The organism is Marinobacterium iners (genome assembly GCF_017310015.1).
Taxonomy (GTDB): Bacteria; Pseudomonadota; Gammaproteobacteria; order Pseudomonadales; family Balneatricaceae; genus Marinobacterium; species Marinobacterium iners.
Genome location: NZ_CP022297.1, coordinates 2,861,565 through 2,879,688 on the forward strand (window position 1 = coordinate 2,861,565; position 18,124 = coordinate 2,879,688).

Annotated in this window: 22 protein-coding genes; 3 read left to right on the forward strand and 19 right to left on the reverse strand. The window is 51.5% G+C overall.

Annotation, left to right across the window (positions count from 1 at the left end; genetic code table 11):
* Positions 1-83 precede the first annotated feature (83 nt).
* From CFI10_RS13685 to CFI10_RS13770, 18 genes are all read right to left on the reverse strand, one after another.
* Complete coding sequence (locus CFI10_RS13685) at positions 84-1,343, reverse strand: lipopolysaccharide biosynthesis protein (protein WP_206835341.1); 1,260 nt, start codon at positions 1,341-1,343, stop codon at positions 84-86.
* Positions 1,333-3,183 (reverse strand): acyltransferase family protein, encoded by a 1,851-nt coding sequence (locus CFI10_RS13690; RefSeq protein WP_206835344.1) that lies wholly within the window; start codon positions 3,181-3,183, stop codon positions 1,333-1,335. The genes CFI10_RS13685 and CFI10_RS13690 overlap by 11 nt, the downstream gene beginning before the upstream one ends.
* Positions 3,180-4,259, reverse strand: coding sequence for a DegT/DnrJ/EryC1/StrS family aminotransferase (locus CFI10_RS13695; RefSeq protein WP_206835346.1), 1,080 nt, complete (start codon positions 4,257-4,259; stop codon positions 3,180-3,182). The genes CFI10_RS13690 and CFI10_RS13695 overlap by 4 nt, the downstream gene beginning before the upstream one ends.
* 73 nt (positions 4,260-4,332) lie before the next feature.
* A complete protein-coding gene (locus CFI10_RS13700; RefSeq protein WP_206835349.1) occupies positions 4,333-4,830 on the reverse strand; it encodes a hypothetical protein in 498 nt (165 codons plus the stop codon).
* Entirely contained in the window at positions 4,830-5,936 is a 1,107-nt protein-coding gene (locus CFI10_RS13705; RefSeq protein WP_206835352.1) for an AAA family ATPase, read from the reverse strand. Before CFI10_RS13705 ends, CFI10_RS13700 begins: the two co-directional genes overlap by 1 nt.
* Before the next feature lie 31 nt (positions 5,937-5,967).
* Positions 5,968-6,561, reverse strand: a complete 594-nt coding sequence (locus CFI10_RS13710; protein WP_206835355.1) for an acyltransferase — start codon at positions 6,559-6,561, stop codon at positions 5,968-5,970.
* A gap of 31 nt (positions 6,562-6,592) precedes the next feature.
* Positions 6,593-7,540 carry a Gfo/Idh/MocA family oxidoreductase gene (locus tag CFI10_RS13715; protein WP_206835358.1) on the reverse strand — a complete coding sequence of 316 codons (948 nt, stop codon included), beginning with the start codon at positions 7,538-7,540 and terminating at the stop codon, positions 6,593-6,595.
* A 19-nt stretch (positions 7,541-7,559) separates the two neighbouring features.
* Positions 7,560-8,870 carry a UDP-N-acetyl-D-glucosamine 6-dehydrogenase gene (gene wbpA / locus CFI10_RS13720; protein WP_206835362.1) on the reverse strand — a complete coding sequence of 437 codons (1,311 nt, stop codon included), beginning with the start codon at positions 8,868-8,870 and terminating at the stop codon, positions 7,560-7,562.
* A gap of 53 nt (positions 8,871-8,923) precedes the next feature.
* The gene (locus CFI10_RS13725; protein WP_206835367.1) at positions 8,924-9,130 is read right to left on the reverse strand and encodes a hypothetical protein; all 207 of its coding nucleotides are present in this window, start codon (positions 9,128-9,130) and stop codon (positions 8,924-8,926) included.
* Between the two features lie 198 nt (positions 9,131-9,328).
* Positions 9,329-9,580 (reverse strand): DUF2442 domain-containing protein, encoded by a 252-nt coding sequence (locus CFI10_RS13730; RefSeq protein ID WP_206835370.1) that lies wholly within the window; start codon positions 9,578-9,580, stop codon positions 9,329-9,331.
* Positions 9,573-9,839 carry a DUF4160 domain-containing protein gene (locus tag CFI10_RS13735; protein WP_277987728.1) on the reverse strand — a complete coding sequence of 89 codons (267 nt, stop codon included), beginning with the start codon at positions 9,837-9,839 and terminating at the stop codon, positions 9,573-9,575. Before CFI10_RS13735 ends, CFI10_RS13730 begins: the two co-directional genes overlap by 8 nt.
* A gap of 56 nt (positions 9,840-9,895) precedes the next feature.
* On the reverse strand, positions 9,896-10,363 hold the full coding sequence (locus CFI10_RS13740; protein WP_206835375.1) for a hypothetical protein: 468 nt from the start codon (positions 10,361-10,363) through the stop codon (positions 9,896-9,898).
* Entirely contained in the window at positions 10,360-10,662 is a 303-nt protein-coding gene (locus CFI10_RS13745; protein WP_206835377.1) for a nucleotidyltransferase domain-containing protein, read from the reverse strand. The genes CFI10_RS13740 and CFI10_RS13745 overlap by 4 nt, the downstream gene beginning before the upstream one ends.
* A gap of 45 nt (positions 10,663-10,707) precedes the next feature.
* Complete coding sequence (locus CFI10_RS13750; protein WP_206835379.1) at positions 10,708-10,893, reverse strand: hypothetical protein; 186 nt, start codon at positions 10,891-10,893, stop codon at positions 10,708-10,710.
* 327 nt (positions 10,894-11,220) lie between these two features.
* Positions 11,221-11,451, reverse strand: coding sequence for a hypothetical protein (locus tag CFI10_RS13755; protein ID WP_206835381.1), 231 nt, complete (start codon positions 11,449-11,451; stop codon positions 11,221-11,223).
* A gap of 34 nt (positions 11,452-11,485) precedes the next feature.
* The gene (locus CFI10_RS13760) at positions 11,486-11,812 is read right to left on the reverse strand and encodes a nucleotidyltransferase domain-containing protein (protein ID WP_206835384.1); all 327 of its coding nucleotides are present in this window, start codon (positions 11,810-11,812) and stop codon (positions 11,486-11,488) included.
* On the reverse strand, positions 11,809-12,213 hold the full coding sequence (locus tag CFI10_RS13765; protein WP_206835387.1) for a nucleotidyltransferase substrate binding protein: 405 nt from the start codon (positions 12,211-12,213) through the stop codon (positions 11,809-11,811). Before CFI10_RS13765 ends, CFI10_RS13760 begins: the two co-directional genes overlap by 4 nt.
* Positions 12,210-13,568, reverse strand: coding sequence for an MBL fold metallo-hydrolase RNA specificity domain-containing protein (locus tag CFI10_RS13770; RefSeq protein WP_206835389.1), 1,359 nt, complete (start codon positions 13,566-13,568; stop codon positions 12,210-12,212). The genes CFI10_RS13765 and CFI10_RS13770 overlap by 4 nt, the downstream gene beginning before the upstream one ends.
* A gap of 262 nt (positions 13,569-13,830) precedes the next feature.
* Here CFI10_RS13770 and rfaH point away from each other — a divergent pair, with 262 nt between their 5' ends.
* A complete protein-coding gene (rfaH, locus tag CFI10_RS13775; RefSeq protein ID WP_206835393.1) occupies positions 13,831-14,322 on the forward strand; it encodes a transcription/translation regulatory transformer protein RfaH in 492 nt (163 codons plus the stop codon).
* A gap of 1 nt (position 14,323) precedes the next feature.
* On the opposite strand, the gene CFI10_RS13780 is transcribed toward rfaH, so the two are convergent.
* Positions 14,324-14,866 carry a YaeQ family protein gene (locus tag CFI10_RS13780; protein WP_206835395.1) on the reverse strand — a complete coding sequence of 181 codons (543 nt, stop codon included), beginning with the start codon at positions 14,864-14,866 and terminating at the stop codon, positions 14,324-14,326.
* A gap of 92 nt (positions 14,867-14,958) precedes the next feature.
* Here CFI10_RS13780 and CFI10_RS13785 point away from each other — a divergent pair, with 92 nt between their 5' ends.
* Entirely contained in the window at positions 14,959-16,296 is a 1,338-nt protein-coding gene (locus CFI10_RS13785; protein ID WP_206835396.1) for a magnesium transporter, read from the forward strand.
* 85 nt (positions 16,297-16,381) lie between these two features.
* Positions 16,382-18,121, forward strand: coding sequence for a PglL family O-oligosaccharyltransferase (locus CFI10_RS13790; RefSeq protein WP_206835398.1), 1,740 nt, complete (start codon positions 16,382-16,384; stop codon positions 18,119-18,121).
* Positions 18,122-18,124: the final 3 nt, after the last annotated feature.

An 18,124-nucleotide genomic window follows, 5' to 3' on the forward strand; every position in this document is an offset into this window, starting at 1 on the left:
GTCGTAGCTCAATGACAGGTGGATTATCTCACAGGGCTATCGAAAACCCGACAGACTGCTAGGTGGTAATTATTGGTTTGAGTTTAAGCAATTGCTTTGGTGCCTTTTAAAATAAGCATCAAATAAATACTGTATAAAATAACTTCGTGTATAACAAAAGCCAGAATAAACTGCTCAACTGTTAGCGATGAGCTAGAATATAGTGTTGAAGTGATGGTGCAAAAATAAAGCACCTGCCAAAACACTCCTTTTTTAATGTTTTGCTCTAAGCCAAGTACCGCACTTAGAGGGCTTACTGCAAAACGTATAGCAACGGCTATTACCAGGTAACCTGCGTAGATTCCTGCCTGCCCCCATTCTTCACCAAAAACAAACGCAAATAGCGTATCGCCCCAAACAAATAATATGGGCACTGCTGGCAAGTAAAGTACAAACAAGAGAAAAAATATTTTTATAATGTAGCCATTAAGTTTTTCTGGTGCTGTGTAGCTTATTTCCACTATTTTTTGAAATAATACCTGTGCTATGGCCGATGAAATGATAGATGTAGGCATATTTAGCACACGAAAGGTTAAACTGAACATACCGGTTACAGTACTTGAATAAAACTTAGCCAGCATTAAAACAGGCATCTGTGTAGCACCTGAGTCACATAAACCGCCAACAATTCCGTACTTGGGAAATTTTTGATACTTTTTCATTTGCTGCTTTAAGGCACTCACTTCTGTTTTTTGGAGTATTTTTTTGTAGCTGTTATCTTTTCTCAGCAAATAGGTTGTTGATAATATAATTCCAATAAACTGCCCCCAAATAAGGCCGCCGGTAATCTTAGCGAAACCCAGTGCTGTTTGTACGATACCTTGAAACAGGCTTTGACTCACTCGCGAAACTACTGTATTTATAAATTTCTTTTGCCTGTTATTCCAATAAGTTAAAGCTTGATACACACCAGTCAGCAGAACTGAAGCAGGCATCAAGTACAGCCAAGGGGCGATAGCTTCATTACCCAAAAAACAAGCGACCTCAACATTCCATATAAAAATAGGAATACTGAATAATATAGCAATGAAAAAAGCAACCAAGACAGACACTTGCAATAGGACTCGTGCTTCGTCATTATTTTTTGGAAGCATGATAGCTATTTCATAACGCCCAGTTACTACTACTCCCAAGATGGAAACGAAGGCGCTGTATAAAGCCAACAGACCGAAGTCTTCGGGTGTGAAAATCCGGGTAAGTATAGGAATAATTGCAATAGGTACTGCTTGAGCTAATACGGTTCCCGTCATTAACGTAATAACGTTTTTAGCAAACTCGTTTTTTTTTAAAAGCTTAGTTAACATTAATTACTTCTTTTGAAATCATCGGAAGGGCTTGCCTAGCATACTCTATACTACCGATTTCATTTAGGTGATGTTCATCATAGTATATTAAATGACTTTGCCACATGGGTGCCTGCTCAAATATTTCCAGATTATCTAGGGATAAGTAGCTAGTTTTATTAGTAAGCAGTGTTAAATTTTTCAGCAGTTGATTGGTTAACTGGTAATCTTTATCTAGGCCTGCTTTTTTCCCAAAACCTAAATGAGTAAATCTTTGATTACGCATGGGGTGGCGGTTAAGTAATGGCTCTTGACTAATAATGTATTTTTCTGCTTGATTCACTTCATTACTCAGGAAGTCAGTAAGGGCCTGATTAAACTCCCGACTTTCCATGTGCCAACTCCAAAACGCCGCCAAAAATATTATTTCTGCTTTGTTTGTATAAAGCTTGGCCTGCTCTATTTGTGCTAAGCAGGGCTCATGTGCCCATTCAGCAATTCTCTGGTAATCAAACCCTGGAATCGTCACACAACTACTAGCAGTTATAATACGTGCTTTAAATCCTAGTTCTTTACCCAGATAATCAAAAAAATGATTCAGCATTGCCGCGTGGGAGTCACCCAGCACCAACACTTCCCTGTCACTGGACAGGTCACCTTTTAAACAATCACCAATGATTTTCCCATGGCAGATGGTTTCTGGATCTGCGTAACGTCGATATTCAATCGGCAGCTGTTCCGGTGTAAACACGGCATTCACTTTCGCCATAGCCTGAGATGTTCCTACTACCCCAACAGCTAATAGTAGCCACCCTATGGCTTGTTTCTTGTTAGTTTTCTTAGTTCTGAAAGCTCGCTCAACCCCGTAGTAGGATATGATCGATAACACTAGCGTCAGTAGTACGAACAACAGGCTGAGCTCCAAGCTTAGGGTTTCCTCCCCAGTGTAATAGCGTAAAAAGGCTAATACGGGCCAGTGCCAAAGATAGAGTGAGTAGGATAATGCACCGACCCACACCAGGGGCTTGCAGCGCAGCATTTTGCCCGCCCACCCTTGTGCCGGTTGGCTGAGTAACAGCACGCTACCCGCAACGGGTAGCAATGCAGCAATACCTGGGAAAGGCCCCAGCAGCGGCTGCGCGATAGCGGCCATAAAAATTAACAACAGTCCAAGTGTGCCCTGCCACGAAGAGCTCTTGCCGCCCGAAACTGTTGTTACATACAGTGCTACTAGACCACCGGCAAAAAACTCTGGCAGGCGGGCATAAAGGCTGTAATAGGTAGCCTGTTCGATGCCCAATAGCCGCAGACGGTATTCTGCTATAGCGCTTAACCCAATCAATAAACCGGTAAAGACCCACTTTAACCAGCGAATCGGCAGCAGCAACACCATAAACGGCGCCAGCAGGTAGAACTGAATTTCCACCGCCAATGACCAAGTGTGTAGCAGAGGTTGCTCATGGTTGACCGGGGCAAAGTAGTCACCAAAGTCAGCAAAATAGTTGTTGCTGTTGAACCAGGCCGCTTTCTCCAAGCCTTTCTTAAAGGTGTTGAAGTCTTGCGGTAAAAAGAAAACAGCAGCCACAAGCGCAACCAACACCAGCATCACAAAATAGGCAGGGGCGATGCGTTTGAACCGGCTTGCGTAGAAATATTTCAGCGTTGGGGGCAAGCTGTAGCCGGCCTGTGCTTTTTTGTGCAGCAAAATGCTGGTGATCAGAAAGCCGGAGATCACCAAAAACACATCTACGCCGACAAAGCCGCCCGGTAGCCAGGCAGGGTTAAAGTGAAAAGCCATTACAGCCAAGACTGCAATGGCTCTTAAACCCTGAATGTCAGGGCGGTAATTCGTAGTGCTCATTCGGTCAGAGCCTGAACTACTCGTTGCTGCTCCTGCTCACTCAAGTATGGATGCATCGGCAGGCTCATCACTTCTTCCGCTACTTCATCCCCTACTGGCAGCTCTGCTTTGGCGTCCGCCACTGCCGGCTGTTTGTTCAGCGGTATGGGGTAGTGTACGGCGGTGGGTATACCCGCATCTTTCAGCTTTTGCTGCACCTGTTCGCGGTTTTGTACGCGGATAGTGTATTGCGCCCAGGCAGAGGTGTTCTGAGCTTCAACATACGGAACAGTATGAATGCCGGCTTCGTTCAGTAAACATGTGTAATAGGCAGCCACCTGGTTACGCAGTTCGATTTCTTCAGCGAAGATCTCCAGTTTGGGCAACAAAATTGCGGCTTGCAGGGTATCGAGTCGGCTGTTCACGCCTACGCGGATATGGTGGTAGCGCTTGTCTTGCCCGTGGCGGGCAATCTGGCGAATCACTTTCGCCAATGCTTCATCATTGGTGAAGATGGCACCACCGTCACCGTAGCAGCCCAGTGGCTTGCTGGGGAAGAAGCTGGTACAGGCGATGGTGGTCAGGTTGCAGGATTTTTTGCCCTTATAGCTGGCACCAAAGCTTTGGGCTGCGTCTTCAATGACCGGTATGCCATGCTTTGAGGCAATGGAATTGATAGCGTCGAAGTCGGCGCATTGACCGTAAAGGCTGACGGGGATTATAGCCTTGGTCCTTGGCGTAATGGCTGCTTCCAGCTTGGTTGGGTTAAGGTTGTAGGTGTTGGGACACACGTCCACATATACCGGCTTGGCACCCAGCAGGGCAACGGTTTCAGCGGTGGCGATGTAGGTAAAGCCGGGAGTGATCACTTCGTCACCGGGGCCAATACCCAGTGCCATCTGTGCGATCTGCAGTGCATCAGTGCCGTTGGCGCAGGTGATACAGTATTGTGCGCCGGTAAAGGCAGCCAGCTTTTCTTCCAGCTCGGTTACTTCGGGGCCAAGGATGTATTGACCGTGGGCGAGAACCTTTTGGATATTGGCGTCAATCTTGTCTTTGATGCGGGCTTGCTGGGCGGCCAAGTCGATGAATTGCATCTGCTTATCGCGGGTAAATCCGCGCCTACCATTAATGGGGGGTGGAATATCAAGCGTTGATAAATTCAAGCAATCAAACAAACAGCCAGTCGAATATACCCATCTGTTGCATCCGGTTTAATTCGGCAGCGTTACAACGCAAGTGCGCGTTACTCCAATGTTCATTGGTTTCTTCAGGGCACTGTTCTACCAAAATTTTTCCCACTGCTTCATTATTGCTTTGCTTGAGTGCTGCTTTCAGATCTTCGCTTTCTTTATCATCTACACCTAAAAGGAAAACGCGATTCTTGCACGTATGCTGGTTCAGCATATCTTCAAAACGTTTTTTACGTTTTTCAAAGTCATTGTCGAAGTCCATGAGCAGTAAGGCGTGCATTTCAGGCTTGGCATTCAAAAGGCGCAGGTTGTCTTCCAGCTCCGCAAAAACTTTGGCCCAACCACCACAGGGCGGCCTCGCATCAATGACTTGATCGTTAACGTTTGGCAGTGTTTTCACCCCATTGACGATGCCACGGTACGGTCTGTCTTCCAGATAGATCACAAGATGTTTTTTATGCCGATTCACCGCCATTAGTCGAGCTCTCCGTTCTCGTAGGCATCAATGAATGTTGCACTCAAGTATTCCTTTTCTGAGACAACTTCCAGTCTTGAAGGGTGCAGGTGAGATTGCCGTGATACCAGAAAGGTATTGTGTTCCGAGAATTCGTTTATGGTTCTGGCGTTATGACTGGACATGATCACCTGAGACGCCACTTTGCTGTTTTCAAATGCCTTGCGGCATGCGGTGATAAAGTGACTGAGTTCTGGCAGTGACACATAGTTGTCCGGCTCGTCCCACAGACAGAGTACCGATTCTTCGTTGGTGATGGCGGCCAGCACGGTTGCCGTGAGGAAGTAGATTTTTTCACCATCAGACAGCTGCTGGAAGTTCAATTCCACGCTCTTGCCTGCGGGATCATTGAACTTGAAAACCAGTTCTTTTTCATCGCGGCCTGTGGTGACAAATTTGAAGCTGCCAAAATCGGGCATGCGTAGCTGCATGAAATCGGCAATATCGGTATAGAGTGCCGGATAAACTGCCAGTTGATGACGCACCCAATCCAGCGTGTTGTTGGCATTGCGGCTCAGATAAGCTGTTTCGTCTTTACTTGCCGCATCGAACCCGCTGGGCACCGGCGATAGTACTAGAATATTGGCAAGCCATTCACGAAAGCGTGCAATGGGTTCATCATCATTACGCGTAGAGATCAATGGCAAGCCTACATGGTGCCAGTCTAGAGTAAACTCTGCATTTCGACCCAGTTGAGTCTTTCCACACTCGCGTTGATAGTTGGTTCTACCGTTAACCTTGAAGGATTCTTGCCTGACTCTGGGCTGGCTGAAGTTTTCCGGTAGTTCTATTTCCAGAACATATTCATATACTTGGTTGCCAAGTGTGGCATTGATTTCAAGACTAATGGGTTTGTAGGTCTCGCCAAACGCAAAATCGCTTACTTTGATCAGATCTTTCAGCTGAGTTACACCACGGCCTATCTGCTGCAATACCTCAAGTGCATCAAAAAAACTGGACTTACCCGCACCGTTACGACCCAGCAGCAACACTGAGTGCTGATCTTTCAAACTGAGCTTGAAGTTCTGCAGGCAACGAAAATGATGGATATAAACAGTGTTCAGCATGGGCTAACATACCTAAGCTTTGATGCGTAAGTTATTGCGGTGACTCTAGCACAGCCGTCGATACTTGAGTGCCATCGAGTGTGTAGATTGTACCCGTGTGTTGGCAGGTAGCCTGCCCTTGCCCTGTCAGCGGCAGATCCAGCTGTTCGCCAAACTCGCTCATCCAGCCGATCTGTTTGGCGGGCACGCCGACCATCAGCGCATAGGCGGGCACATCTTTGTTGATAACCGCACCTGCGCCAATAAAGGCGAACTCACCGATGGTGACACCACAGACGATGGTACAGTTGGCGCCCAAAGTGGCACCTTTTTTAACCCGAGTGTCGCGGTATTCGCTTTTGCGCTCAATCAGTGAGCGGGGGTTATACACATTGGTGAATACCATGCTCGGGCCGCAGAAAACGCCCTCTTCCAGATGCACGTTATCGTAGACGGATACGTTGTTCTGAATTTTGCAGTGATCGCCAATGGTAACCTTGTTGCCGACAAAGACGTTTTGGCCAAGGGACACGCCCTTGCCAATTTTAGCCCCGCCACAGACATGTACGAAGTGCCATACGCGTGAGCCTTCACCGATCTGGGCGCCTTCGTCGACAATCGCAGATTCATGGATTTGATAGTTCATACACTTTCACTTGCGTTGAACACTTAAAACGTTAAAGGCATTTTTTCAGGAAGGGATGGCCCTCGCCCGGTGAAGGCTGTTCCGGCTGAGCGTTACGAATATGATGCACCGTTTCAATACAGTGGCGTGCATCTTCGATACCATAGCCACGACCTGCCAGTATTTCCTGATAACTGATTGTGTGCAGGTCGGTAAACCCGGCCGAAAACTCAATCTGCTCACCATCACAGCTGATACTTCGGAAAGTCGTCTGCTTGCCTTTCACTTCTTCCGGCAGGTCGTTGGCGTCAATTGACAGGAACCAGGGTACACGTGCTTTCTCATACTCTAGGTAGCCTGCCGCTTTGTAGTCGTTGGCAAAATGCAGCACGCTCTTTTCCAGCTTGCCGAATATAAAATGCAGCATATCGAAAAAGTGCACGCCAATATTGGTAGCCACACCGAATGACTTGCGCGGGTCGCCTTTCCAGCTTTCCATGTACCATTTGCCACGGGAGGTAATATAAGTGAGATCAACCTGATACTTGCTGCTGTGCTGCTCGCTGGCAACTTTCTCTTTCAGCTTGAGAATCGCGTCGTGGTGGCGCAACTGAAGAATATTGTAGACACGTTGCCCAGTTTCTTTCTCTACCAGCGCCAGCTCGTCAAGCATGTCGGGGCTCGGCACCAGTGGCTTTTCACAGATCACATCACACCCCAAGCGCAGGCCTGCTGCAATATGCGGATGGTGCAGGTAGTTGGGCGAGCAAACGGCCACGTAATTCAATGCTGTTTCAGGATTCCGTTTGAGCTGCCATGCGTACTCCTGAAAGCGCTCAAACTCGGTGAAGAACTCACTGGCAGGCGAAATGCTATCGATAATGCCGACCGAGTCGTTGATGTCGTAGCCAACGCTCAGGTGGTTACCGGTGTCTTTGATCGCTTTCATGTGACGCGGCGCGATATAGCCTGAGGCACCAATCAGTGCAAAGTTTTTCATGATTGTCTGTTCCTTGCTGTCAGGCCTTGATGATATGTGCTGCCGGTTCACGGTACTTGCCACGGCTGTCGATAATCACCTTTGCATGCTGTTTAATCAGGTCGTAGTCAAAGCGATCATGGTCTGTGGCCAGTAGCACCGCATCAAAACTGGCCAGATTTTCAGCTGTAAACGGCTCACTGGACAGGTCAAAGTGGTGCTCGCGCATTTTCGGGAATACCGGCACATGCGGATCGGTATAGGCCACAATGCCCCCCTTGGCTTCGATCAGTTCCATAATCTTAACTGACGGCGACTCACGCATGTCGTCGACATTTTTTTTGTAGGCGATACCCAGTACCAATACTTTACTGTTCTTCAGTGACTTGCCCGCATCGTTCAGGCCGTCCATCAACTTGCCAACCACGTACTCCGGCATGGCACGGTTAACCTCACCGGAAAGCTCGATGAAGCGGGTATGCAAACCGTATTCGCGCGCCTTCCAGGTCAGGTAGAAAGGATCGATCGGGATGCAGTGCCCCCCAAGACCTGGGCCAGGGTAGTAGGCTGTAAAGCCGAACGGTTTGGTTTTAGCTGCATCGACCACTTCAAAGATATCAATCCCCATGCGGTCGGCTACGATTTTCATTTCGTTGACCAGGCCGATGTTAACGGCACGATGAATGTTTTCGAGCAGTTTGGTCATTTCGGCTGCTTTTGTTGAGCTGACCGGCACAATGTGATCAATCGCCTGTTCGTACAGGGCTACGCCTACTTCCAAACACGCCCTGGTATGACCACCCACCACTTTAGGGATGGTGCGGGTTTCAAAGTCCGGGTTGCCTGGGTCCTCACGCTCCGGTGAGTACACCAGGAACAGGTCTTCCCCTACTTTAAGACCACCCTCTTCTGCACGCGGCAGCAGCTCTTCTTCGGTGGTGCCCGGGTAGGTCGTACTCTCCAGCGAAATCACGTGGCCGGTCCGCAGATGTGGCTTAAGTGCATTCATCGTGTTAATGACAAAGCTGATATCCGGTTCGCGGTATTTGTTCAGCGGTGTAGGCACACACATCACCAGCGCATCACACTCGGCGGCACGACTGAAATCGGTGGTCGCTTCAAAGCCTGATGCACGGGCACCGGCAATTTTCTCTGCAGGGATGTGTTCAATGTAGCTTTTACCCGTGTTCAGCTGGTTTACTTTTTCAGCATCAATGTCGATACCGATCACACGGTAGCCAACGCCACTGTACCGCAACATCAACGGCAGCCCGACATAGCCGAGACCTGCAATACCGATCACGGCTTCCTTGTTTTTGAATTTGGCGAGGGTGGCTTGAAGTGTCGACATCGGATTCTCTAAATCAGTTTTCTGAATGAAATATCGTGAAAGTAAAGCTTCGTTCACTCCACCACCCCTACCCGCTCCCAGTCATTATTCACTCGCGCCAGCAGTGCCCTGAGTGCGGGGCTGGAGTAGCGTACCGATTGATCCAGCCAGCGTTGGCGCACACTGATGTGCAGTACCGGTTCTACTTCGCGTATGACGCGGCGGTGCAGTACGCAGGATGTGGGTAACGCTATCGGATTCTGGCGATTGCCAGGTGCCATCGGCACAGATGATGATTTTTTTCATGCAAACTCCTTCCGTGGAGTGGTTTTTACTCTTAAATTCGGATCAGAATAGAATATATCCGTTGTTATCTGTGCGCGAGCCGAATAGTTTGACCTCAGCGTCTGCGCCGAAGATGGCGCTAACGGCGGATTTGATGGCATGTATGGCGTGTGGGGTCAGGCGCATGGGTCAGACTAGGCCACCTTTTTTGCGTGTGTGTACTCATACAACCTGGCTGGTGACAGTTCCAAGCCATTTGGCCAGCACAAGGCGCCGCAGTCGATAAACAGTCTCTGTGCGTAGGCTGTATCGCACAGTGGCTGCAGCAGCGGCCCTTCATGCTCCGACAGGTACTTCTGGAGATCGAAAACAGCCGTTGTGCCATCAGAGAACTCAAGTGTAATCGATGATTGACTTGTGTAATGGACATTGAGAATTTTAATCATGATCCGCACCTCTGATGCGTTCAAGAGGTTCAAAGTGCTGTGCCTTTTCCCAATTCAAGAGCAATTCCTGCTGATGGTTCATGCACCATTCCTTGACTATAGCAGCAACTTTGTTCGGTAACTTACCCTGCTGCACCTCACCCGTATGTATAGCGACCAGCGCCTCATAGCCTTGGTATTCAACATGAATATGAGGTGGTGGATGATCATCGTGCCACATTCGCACTACGATCCCGAAAAAGACTGAGAGTATCGGCATTCCGTTGCCTCCGTATCAAGTCCTGAATTCAGTACCCGAAACTGGGTCAGTAAAATTTACTGCTGGTAACGCTCAGCAAAATCACTGACACCCTTCAGGATGACCAACATCCGCTCACTGAGGCCGAAAGCTTTATTCAACAGGCTGGCCTGTATGTCGGAGTCTTCGGGATAATCATGCGCAAACTGGTTACGCATTTCTCGCAGTTGCAGCCATTCGTTGGCGGACTCTATGGCGCCGATTTTTTCGAGCCGATTCAGCTTGTCAATGAATGCACTTAGCTCGCCCTGCTCTTGGGTCAGATCCAGTACCGCAGGTAACAGTTTGGCGCCCATGGCATCCTGTAGCTTGGAGAAGCGCACGATAAACTGGTCAAAGATGGCCAGTTCCAATGGTGTCAGTTGTGCCAGCTTTGCCGGTGTCAGCAGGAAATGGGGCTTGAGCTCGGCCATGGCCCAATTCAAGCGCTCTGCATGGGTATTGCAGATGTCGAGTGCACCTTTATAGGCGATATCGGCTTTCACAAGGCGACTCCTGTTTCCTGTGCCACACGGTAGATCGGCAGGCTGGTACTGTGATGGCGGTTGATGACCAGGTCGATTTTCTGTTCACCCAAAAGTGTATGCAGTTCAGCCATGGCATTGAGCCTGGCATCGACCAGTTGGTCTACGTCAGTCAGTCCCGGCTCGATGTAGAGATCGATGTCACCACCGCGGGCGTTGTCATCCACACGCGACCCAAACAGCAGAATGCGGCTGCTCTGTCCAAAGTAACGGCGCAGGGTGGTGACGATGATCTGTTGCTGTTTTGGGGTCAGGCGCATAGGTGAGGGCTGCCAGCTTCAAACTCTACTGCATACATGTTTTTTTCACTTGCCAGCGTGTGTTTCTGCTGCAGGGGCATCATCTCCTTTGAAAACGATACGGCCGTTTTCATCGGTCACATAGTAGTGACCAAGCTTGCGTTTTTTCTCTAACTCTTCTTGTACGGCATGTGCCAAACTGGCCAACAGTGTGGATGACGAGCAGGGCTGTGGCTGCTGTGTTGTACTCATTGGGTGGACCTCTTGGTTAGTTGATCCAGCATATCAGGATTGTGTACTACTCTGGTTTCACCGAAGTTTTCAAATACCAATTCCGGCTTATCCCGGTGGTTCATCATGCAGACACAATGATCGGCTTTCTGGCTATATTCCTGAAGCAGGTGTTTCAGACTCTTGGGGAACCGACGCATCAGGTCTTCCCGTGGTATATCGTGACCACCATGCTTAACTCTTTCAGCAACACGCTGACGAGACAATTCAACACTGGGCAGAGCCAAATATACCAGCTCTACATGCCAGCCTTTTTGATGCCGATACTTTCAACATAGTTCCGGCCTGTTATAAGAAGCCCGCAGTACCACGTTGGATAGGCCCAGGTAGCCGGTGCCGGCGGTGGTGATGTTCAAGTTGGTCGGCATCAGTCAGTCCCGGCTCGATGTAGAGATCGATGTCACCACCGCGGGCGTTGTCATCCACACGCGATCCCAACAGTAGAATGCGGCTGTTCTGGCCAAAGTAACGGCACAGTGTGGTGACGATGATCTGGTGCTGTTTTGGGGTCAGGCGCATGGTTGTTTAAAATAGTTCGCTATGGATGCCAAGGCTACGACTTGGCCCTGGAGTAGACCTCCAGCCCTACTCGGTCTATGTGTGCCTTCAGTGACGGTTCTGCCAAGGTGTTGTAATCCAGCACATCGAACATGTAGGGCAACGGCAGCACTTCATTGAGCTGCTCAGCGAGGGTTGTGATGCTGTCATAGGTGACATCTGCGCCCTGCACGGCCAAGTCAACATCTGAACCTTTGCGATAATTGCCTTTTGCGCGAGAGCCAAACAATATCAGGTGCTCGATTTCTGGCTGACGTGCAGCTGCCTGGGTGATCATCTCAAAGTCGCGTGCCGTGAGGCCCGTTTGCTGCTCCAGGCTCATGAGTTGATCATACCTGCGAACCGATCACGCAATTGCACCAACAATGGGTAATAATCATCACGGATTTTCTGCTCGACGATGATGGCTGTTGCTTCGTTGTAGGTGTGCGTGGTCAGGTTGCGGTCTTCAAGCGCTTGCATCCAGCGGTGGCCATCTTCGATCAGTCCGTTCTGAAATGCCTGCTTAAGTGCTGAGCGCGGGCTGTTCACATCGAAGCCTTCTGCCTGTTGGTAGTCCTTCAGGAGCTTCCAGGCAAGTTCAAACGCCATCTCAAAAAACTGGATGATGCCAGCACGCTCAACAACGCTGGGCCGCTGAATGCGGATGGCCTGCTCCAGTAGGGTGAAGGCGTTACAGTAGTGCTGGTAACGCTGATGCCAGCGAATGTCTTGTTCAGTCATAGTGTAAATTCCGCATTGTTCATGCCTGCCAGTACCAACGCTTCTTTCAACGCCTGCTTCGCACCCTTGTCCCCGTGCACCAGCCGAATCTCCCGCGGTTTATGCTTGATGCCCTTCACAAAATTGACCAACCCCTGCTGATCGGCATGGGCAGAATAGCCGCCGATGGTTTCGACACGGGCGCGGATGGTGAAGCGCTCGTTGTCGAGTTCCACCCAGCCTCCTTGTGGGCCGTATTGCTGTATCACACGCCCCGGTGTGCCTTCAGCCTGGTAGCCCACAAACAATACATCGTGCCGTTCATCGCCCAACATCGCCTTGAGGTAGTTGACGATACGGCCAGCGTTGCACATTCCGCTGCCGGCAATAACGATGGCCGGGCGACCGGAACGAGACAGGTGGTGGACCATTTTCAAGTGTTCGTGGTGGCTGTCTACGGTCAGCAGTGTATCAAAGGCCAGTGGCTTGCGGCCCTGTTTCAGCCGAGCGTGAGCTTCATCATCCCAAAAGGGTTTCAATTCTCGATAGGCATCAGTGAATTTGGATGCCAATGGCGAGTCGAGGATGACCGGCAGTTCGTCATCACGCAACTCTTCCAGCTCGTATAACAGTTCCTGCGTACGGCCGATGCTGAAGGCCGGTACCAAAACGGTGCCGTTGTTGTGCAGTGCACGATAGATCGCGGCCTTGAGCCTGTGTTTACGTCTAGCGCGATTCTCGTGGTTGCGATCACCGTAGGTGCTTTCCATCACCAGAATGTCAGCACGATACGGCGGCCTGGGTGCTGGCAGCAATGGCGTGTGGCTAGCGCCCAGATCGCCGGAAAAGACGATGCGAGTGCCTGACTTGATACCAGGCTGGCTGATATTCACTTCCACATAGGCTGAGCCCAGGATATGGCCGGCGCGCTGCAGCCTGATCTGCACTGTGTGCTCAGGCGTATCGATCAGCGAGAACCACTGTTTGTAGGGAAGCGCCAGCGTACGCGATTCGATCTGCTTCAGGTAGCGCTTGACCAGCGAACGGTCGCGACTGATACCCAGTTTGAACGCATCCTCCAGTACCAGTGGCAGCAGTTTGGCTGAAGGCTGTGAACAGATGATCGGCTCGTTAAAACCTGCTGCCAAAAGCCACGGAATGCGACCGACATGGTCGATATGCACATGAGTTGCAATCAGTGCCCTAACACTACTGATATCAAAATCGATGCGATGGCGGTCGCCGCTGTTGCCGTTACCGGCTTCACCACCCTGAAACAGACCACAATCAATCAGCAGGCTGTTGTTCTGGTCAATGTAAAGCTGGTGGCAAGAGCCGGTGACACCATCGCGTGCACCGTGGTGGTCAATTCTCATCGTTGGCAGATCCTTTTACCCTGAGGTGTTGGCGTTCAGACACGCTACCGCCCGGAGGTCTGCTCGGGCAATCCTCAACACCCTGTCCTTGGTCATTATCGGTTTTGTACATTTTGAGCAAATGTACAAATGTACACGCCTGCAATCATACCCTTGCCTAATGCTAATGCAATCAGCCAAGCTGACCCGCTTGTGCGCTGTATCAAGCCTGCGGCCGGTGGTACTTGTTGATAGAATAGGCCAGTTGCAGAAGGGACACCCAATGTCAGATTTCAAATGGTATGTCATTCAGTCAAAGCCCGGCCAGGCCGCACGTGCGGCGCAAGAGTTGTCCAATCAGGGCTATGAAGTGTTTTGCCCGACCATCAAGGTGGAGCGCTTGCGACGGGGTGAACGGGTTGCGCGGGTTGAACCGCTGTTTCCCGGCTATCTGTTTATTGAGCTGTCAGAACTGACCAGCAACTGGCGGCCCATTCGTTCGACACGCGGTGTGGCACGCATGATTACGTTTGGGAACAAGCCCGCTGTGGTACCGGATGATGTTGTAGAGCACTTACGCGACCGCCTGCGGCAGGAATCTGAGCACCACACACTCAAACCACAACAGCCTGTACGCATCGAAGCAGGCCCGTTCAGTCATTTAAACGCTGTTTTTCTGGAATACGACGGCGAGAAGCGGGCATTTTTGTTGCTGGAGTTGCTCGGGCGCTGGCAGAAGCTGTCATTGCCCCTCAGCGCCATCAAGGCAGATTAGCTCAGGGTAGCCACTTTTCGGGGTCAATGGTGACCTCACCATGGTCACCACTGATCCAGACCTGCCCATCCTGAATAGTGCAATTCAGGTGCATACCGCGCTCAGCCAGTGCGGCGAGTGCGTCGCTCTGCTGTGGCGGAATACGCAGCACTTCAAGGTTATCAAAGCGCCCTACCTGCCCCTGTAACCCTGACCACCAGGGGTTCACCGCCTGGTCGGTTCCGTACACCAACAGCAGAACCTGCTTTGAGCGGTTACACGCCTTGCGAATACGCTTTTCACTGGGCAAACCGGTATCGATCCACAGTTCGATCTCGTCAGAGTAACTTTTCCGCCACAGGTCAGGCTCGTCATCAACACACAGGCCACGGGTAAACTCAAGCCGTTCATCAGCACGCAGCATGAACCCCAGCAGTCGCACCATCATGCGCAGGTCGGTTTCGGAGGGGTGCCGCGCCAGGGTGTGGCTGTAATCGGAATAGTGGTGCCGATCCATATCGGCAATCTGCAGGTGCACCCTGAATACGGTTGCGTTTTGAGCCATGACTATCAATCCTTAACAAAGTGGCGACATTATAGCGCCCCTCGGCGTCAGCCGTTAACATACCGTAAACCCTACGGATACAGGCTCCTGCCATGAGTGACGACATCAGCCAGCACATAGACCAGATGATCCGCCACGATGACAACCCCGGCGGGCAGCCTCTGCCTGAGTCGTTTGAAGCGCTGGAACCGGATCAGATCGCGCTGCTGCTGGAATCACTGCCACTGGATGCACGTCAGCATGCCTGGGAGCATGTACCGGCAGAACTGCATGCCGATGTACTGGTTGCCATGCGTGGCGAGGCACGCGAGAGCCTGCTGCATCACTTCGACAGCGCCACTCTGGATCAACTGATTTCGGACCTGGATGCCGAAACGCTGATAGAGCTGGCCGAGTCTCTGCCTGAAGAAGTAGTGGATATCGCGCTGGCGCGCATGGATGACAAACAGCGCACGCATTATGAACAGAGCGCCCGTTACGACGACAACGCCATTGGGCGCTATGTGGACCATGAACTGCTCATACTGCCGCACAACAGCCGCGTACGAGACGCTCAACGGCTGCTGCGGCGTGCGGTGCCGGCATATACCGAACACCTCTGGCTGGTAGACCGTACCGGCCGCTATACCGGTGCCGTTCCGATCACCGCCCTGTTCAGCGCGGCCTCACACCTGCCGCTGACAGAGCTGTGCGATTCTGATCTGGAGCCACTTCAAGCCAAAACCGAGCTAAAAGAGGCCGCCGACCGCTTTGAACTGGCGGCCGTAGCCGCACTGCCGGTGGTGGGTGACAACGGCCTGCTGTTGGGTCGCATGCCGCAGCGCCTGAGCACAGAAATTCTTCATGAAACCTACGAAGCCCAGTTGATGGCTACAGCGGGCCTTAATGAGGAAGAAGACCTTTTTGCGCCGGTAATGCGCAGTTCACGCCGCCGCGCAACCTGGCTGGGCATCAACCTACTCACCGCCTTTCTGGCCTCCTGGACCATTGGCCTGTTTGAAGGCACGCTGGAGCAGATCGTGGCCCTGGCCGTCCTGATGCCTGTCGTGGCTTCAATGGGCGGCATCGCCGGCAGCCAGACGCTGACATTGATTATTCGCGGCCTGGCACTGGGGCAGATCACCACCGCCAACATGATGCCACTGCTGAAAAAGGAGCTCAGTGTAGGCGGCCTGAACGGTGTGCTTTGGGCACTGGTCATAGGGGTGGTGGCGTCGCTGTGGTTCAGCAGCGCCGCCATTGGTGTCGTCATTGCTCTGGCGATTGTAATCAACATCGCCGCTGCCGCGCTCTCGGGTGTTCTGATCCCGGTGGTACTCGAACGCTTCAAGATCGACCCGGCCCTGTCAGGCTCGGTCATCCTGACCACCGTGACCGACGTGGTGGGATTTGTGGCTTTTTTGGGACTGGGAACGCTGTTGTTACTGTGAACGGTAGCCTCGGTCACTATAACCCGATAACATTTAATGAAAACTCACTGACCCGAAATGGGTCGAAAGCCATGGACAATGCCCCGTGAACCGTGCCTTTTTGTTGATTGTTTTCCTGCTAACGCTACTTCCACTAATCTATTTTCCCAATCCGGGACATGATGCTCTGCTGATTCCGTTCAATATTTTCTTGTGGGAAATTGCAGCAGCCTCGATATTTTTTGCAGGCCTCTACATCTACAAACACCAGGTGCTGGTGCTGCCGCGCCACACAATGCTTATTCTGGCCTTGCCTGTTGGCATGGTGGTCAGCGGTTTCATAACCGGGCTTGACCGACCGGTGGATTGGATGTTCCGGCTGGCCACCATTTTGATGGGGCTGCTGTTTTTCTTCTCATTATTTCAGTTTCAGGCCAATCGCCGCACCCTCGACAATGCCGTTTACATCATACTGGGTGGTCTGCTGCTCAATGGCGTGATTGCATTCCTACAGACCCTACCCGGCCGCCCCCTGTTCGGGCTGATCCCTCATCCTGAAACGCCCCGCGCAGTGGGCGTCTTCATGCAACCCAACATTCTTGCTTCGGTTATGGTGATAGGTGTAGTACTGAGCCTGTATCAACTCAGTACACCCGGCTTTAACCAACGCTCACTTTTACTCAAAACGCTAACCTTGACCACCCTGTTTGTGTGCAGCTTTATCGTCATGATCACCGGCTCACGCATCGGTCTGGTTGCACTGGTTCTGTCTGTTCCGCTCGTAGTGGCTGCGCGCTTTACCCTGCTGCGGCGCACGCCAGTCAAGGCGTTGCTTGCAGTTGCCCTGCTGGTATTGGGTACCGGCAGCGGCATCGCGACCAGCGACGGTTTCTGGAAGGCCACTTCCAAACTGGAGCAGCTTGCAGATGAGGGTCGCGATGCACGTCCACACCTCTATCGCATCGCCTGGGATCTGTATACCGATAAACCACTCGCCGGCCACGGCATCGGCAGTTTTCAGCGAGTTTTCCATGATCGTGCCGCAGAATACCTTGAGGCCAGAGGTGGCGAGCCGCTGATCGGCCATGCCCGTTTCAGCCACCCGCATAACGAGCTGCTGTTCTGGGCTATCGAGGGAGGCTCACTTGCGCTGCTGGGCATTGTCGCCATTCTGAGTGCCACACTGATGCAACTTTATCGGCTGGGCTGGCAGCGTGGTGGCGCTATGCTGGCCATTCTGCTTCCCATCACACTGCATACTCAGGTTGAGCTGCCGTTTTACTCCTCCATGTATCATTGGCTGCTGTTCCTGTTTCTGGGCTTTTTGGTCTTCCGTCCATTGCAGCGCTACCGCTGGTTAAACTGGCCCTCTGCGGCGCTTATCCCCATTCCGGCCGCAACAACTGCTTTACTGCTGGCAACCGTCATGTTCTGCACCACCACCTTTGGAACCAGCCGAGACCTGACCCGCTTCCTGCTCTACAAAGAGATCAATCTTGACGAGCTGCGTGCCGCACAGGACAACCTGTATTTCAATGAATTCGCGACCATGCTGACACTGAAGGCACTGCTCAATCAGGATCTGACACAGGGCACGCAACACTGGACGCAGATTTATATCGACTGGATTGAGACATACCTACTCCACACCCCGGAAACATCATCCTTCCATGACTTGGCGCTGGCATACCACCACCTGGGCATGACCGGCAATGCCGAAGCAACGATCGAGCGCGGGTTGTATCTTTTCCCGCAACACCCGGTTATCTCCAGCTCCTACCAAAAGCTTGAAGAACGCGAGCCGCTGCTAGCCGCCTCCACCCCTGAGGGCAGCCAGGCGCAATAACAC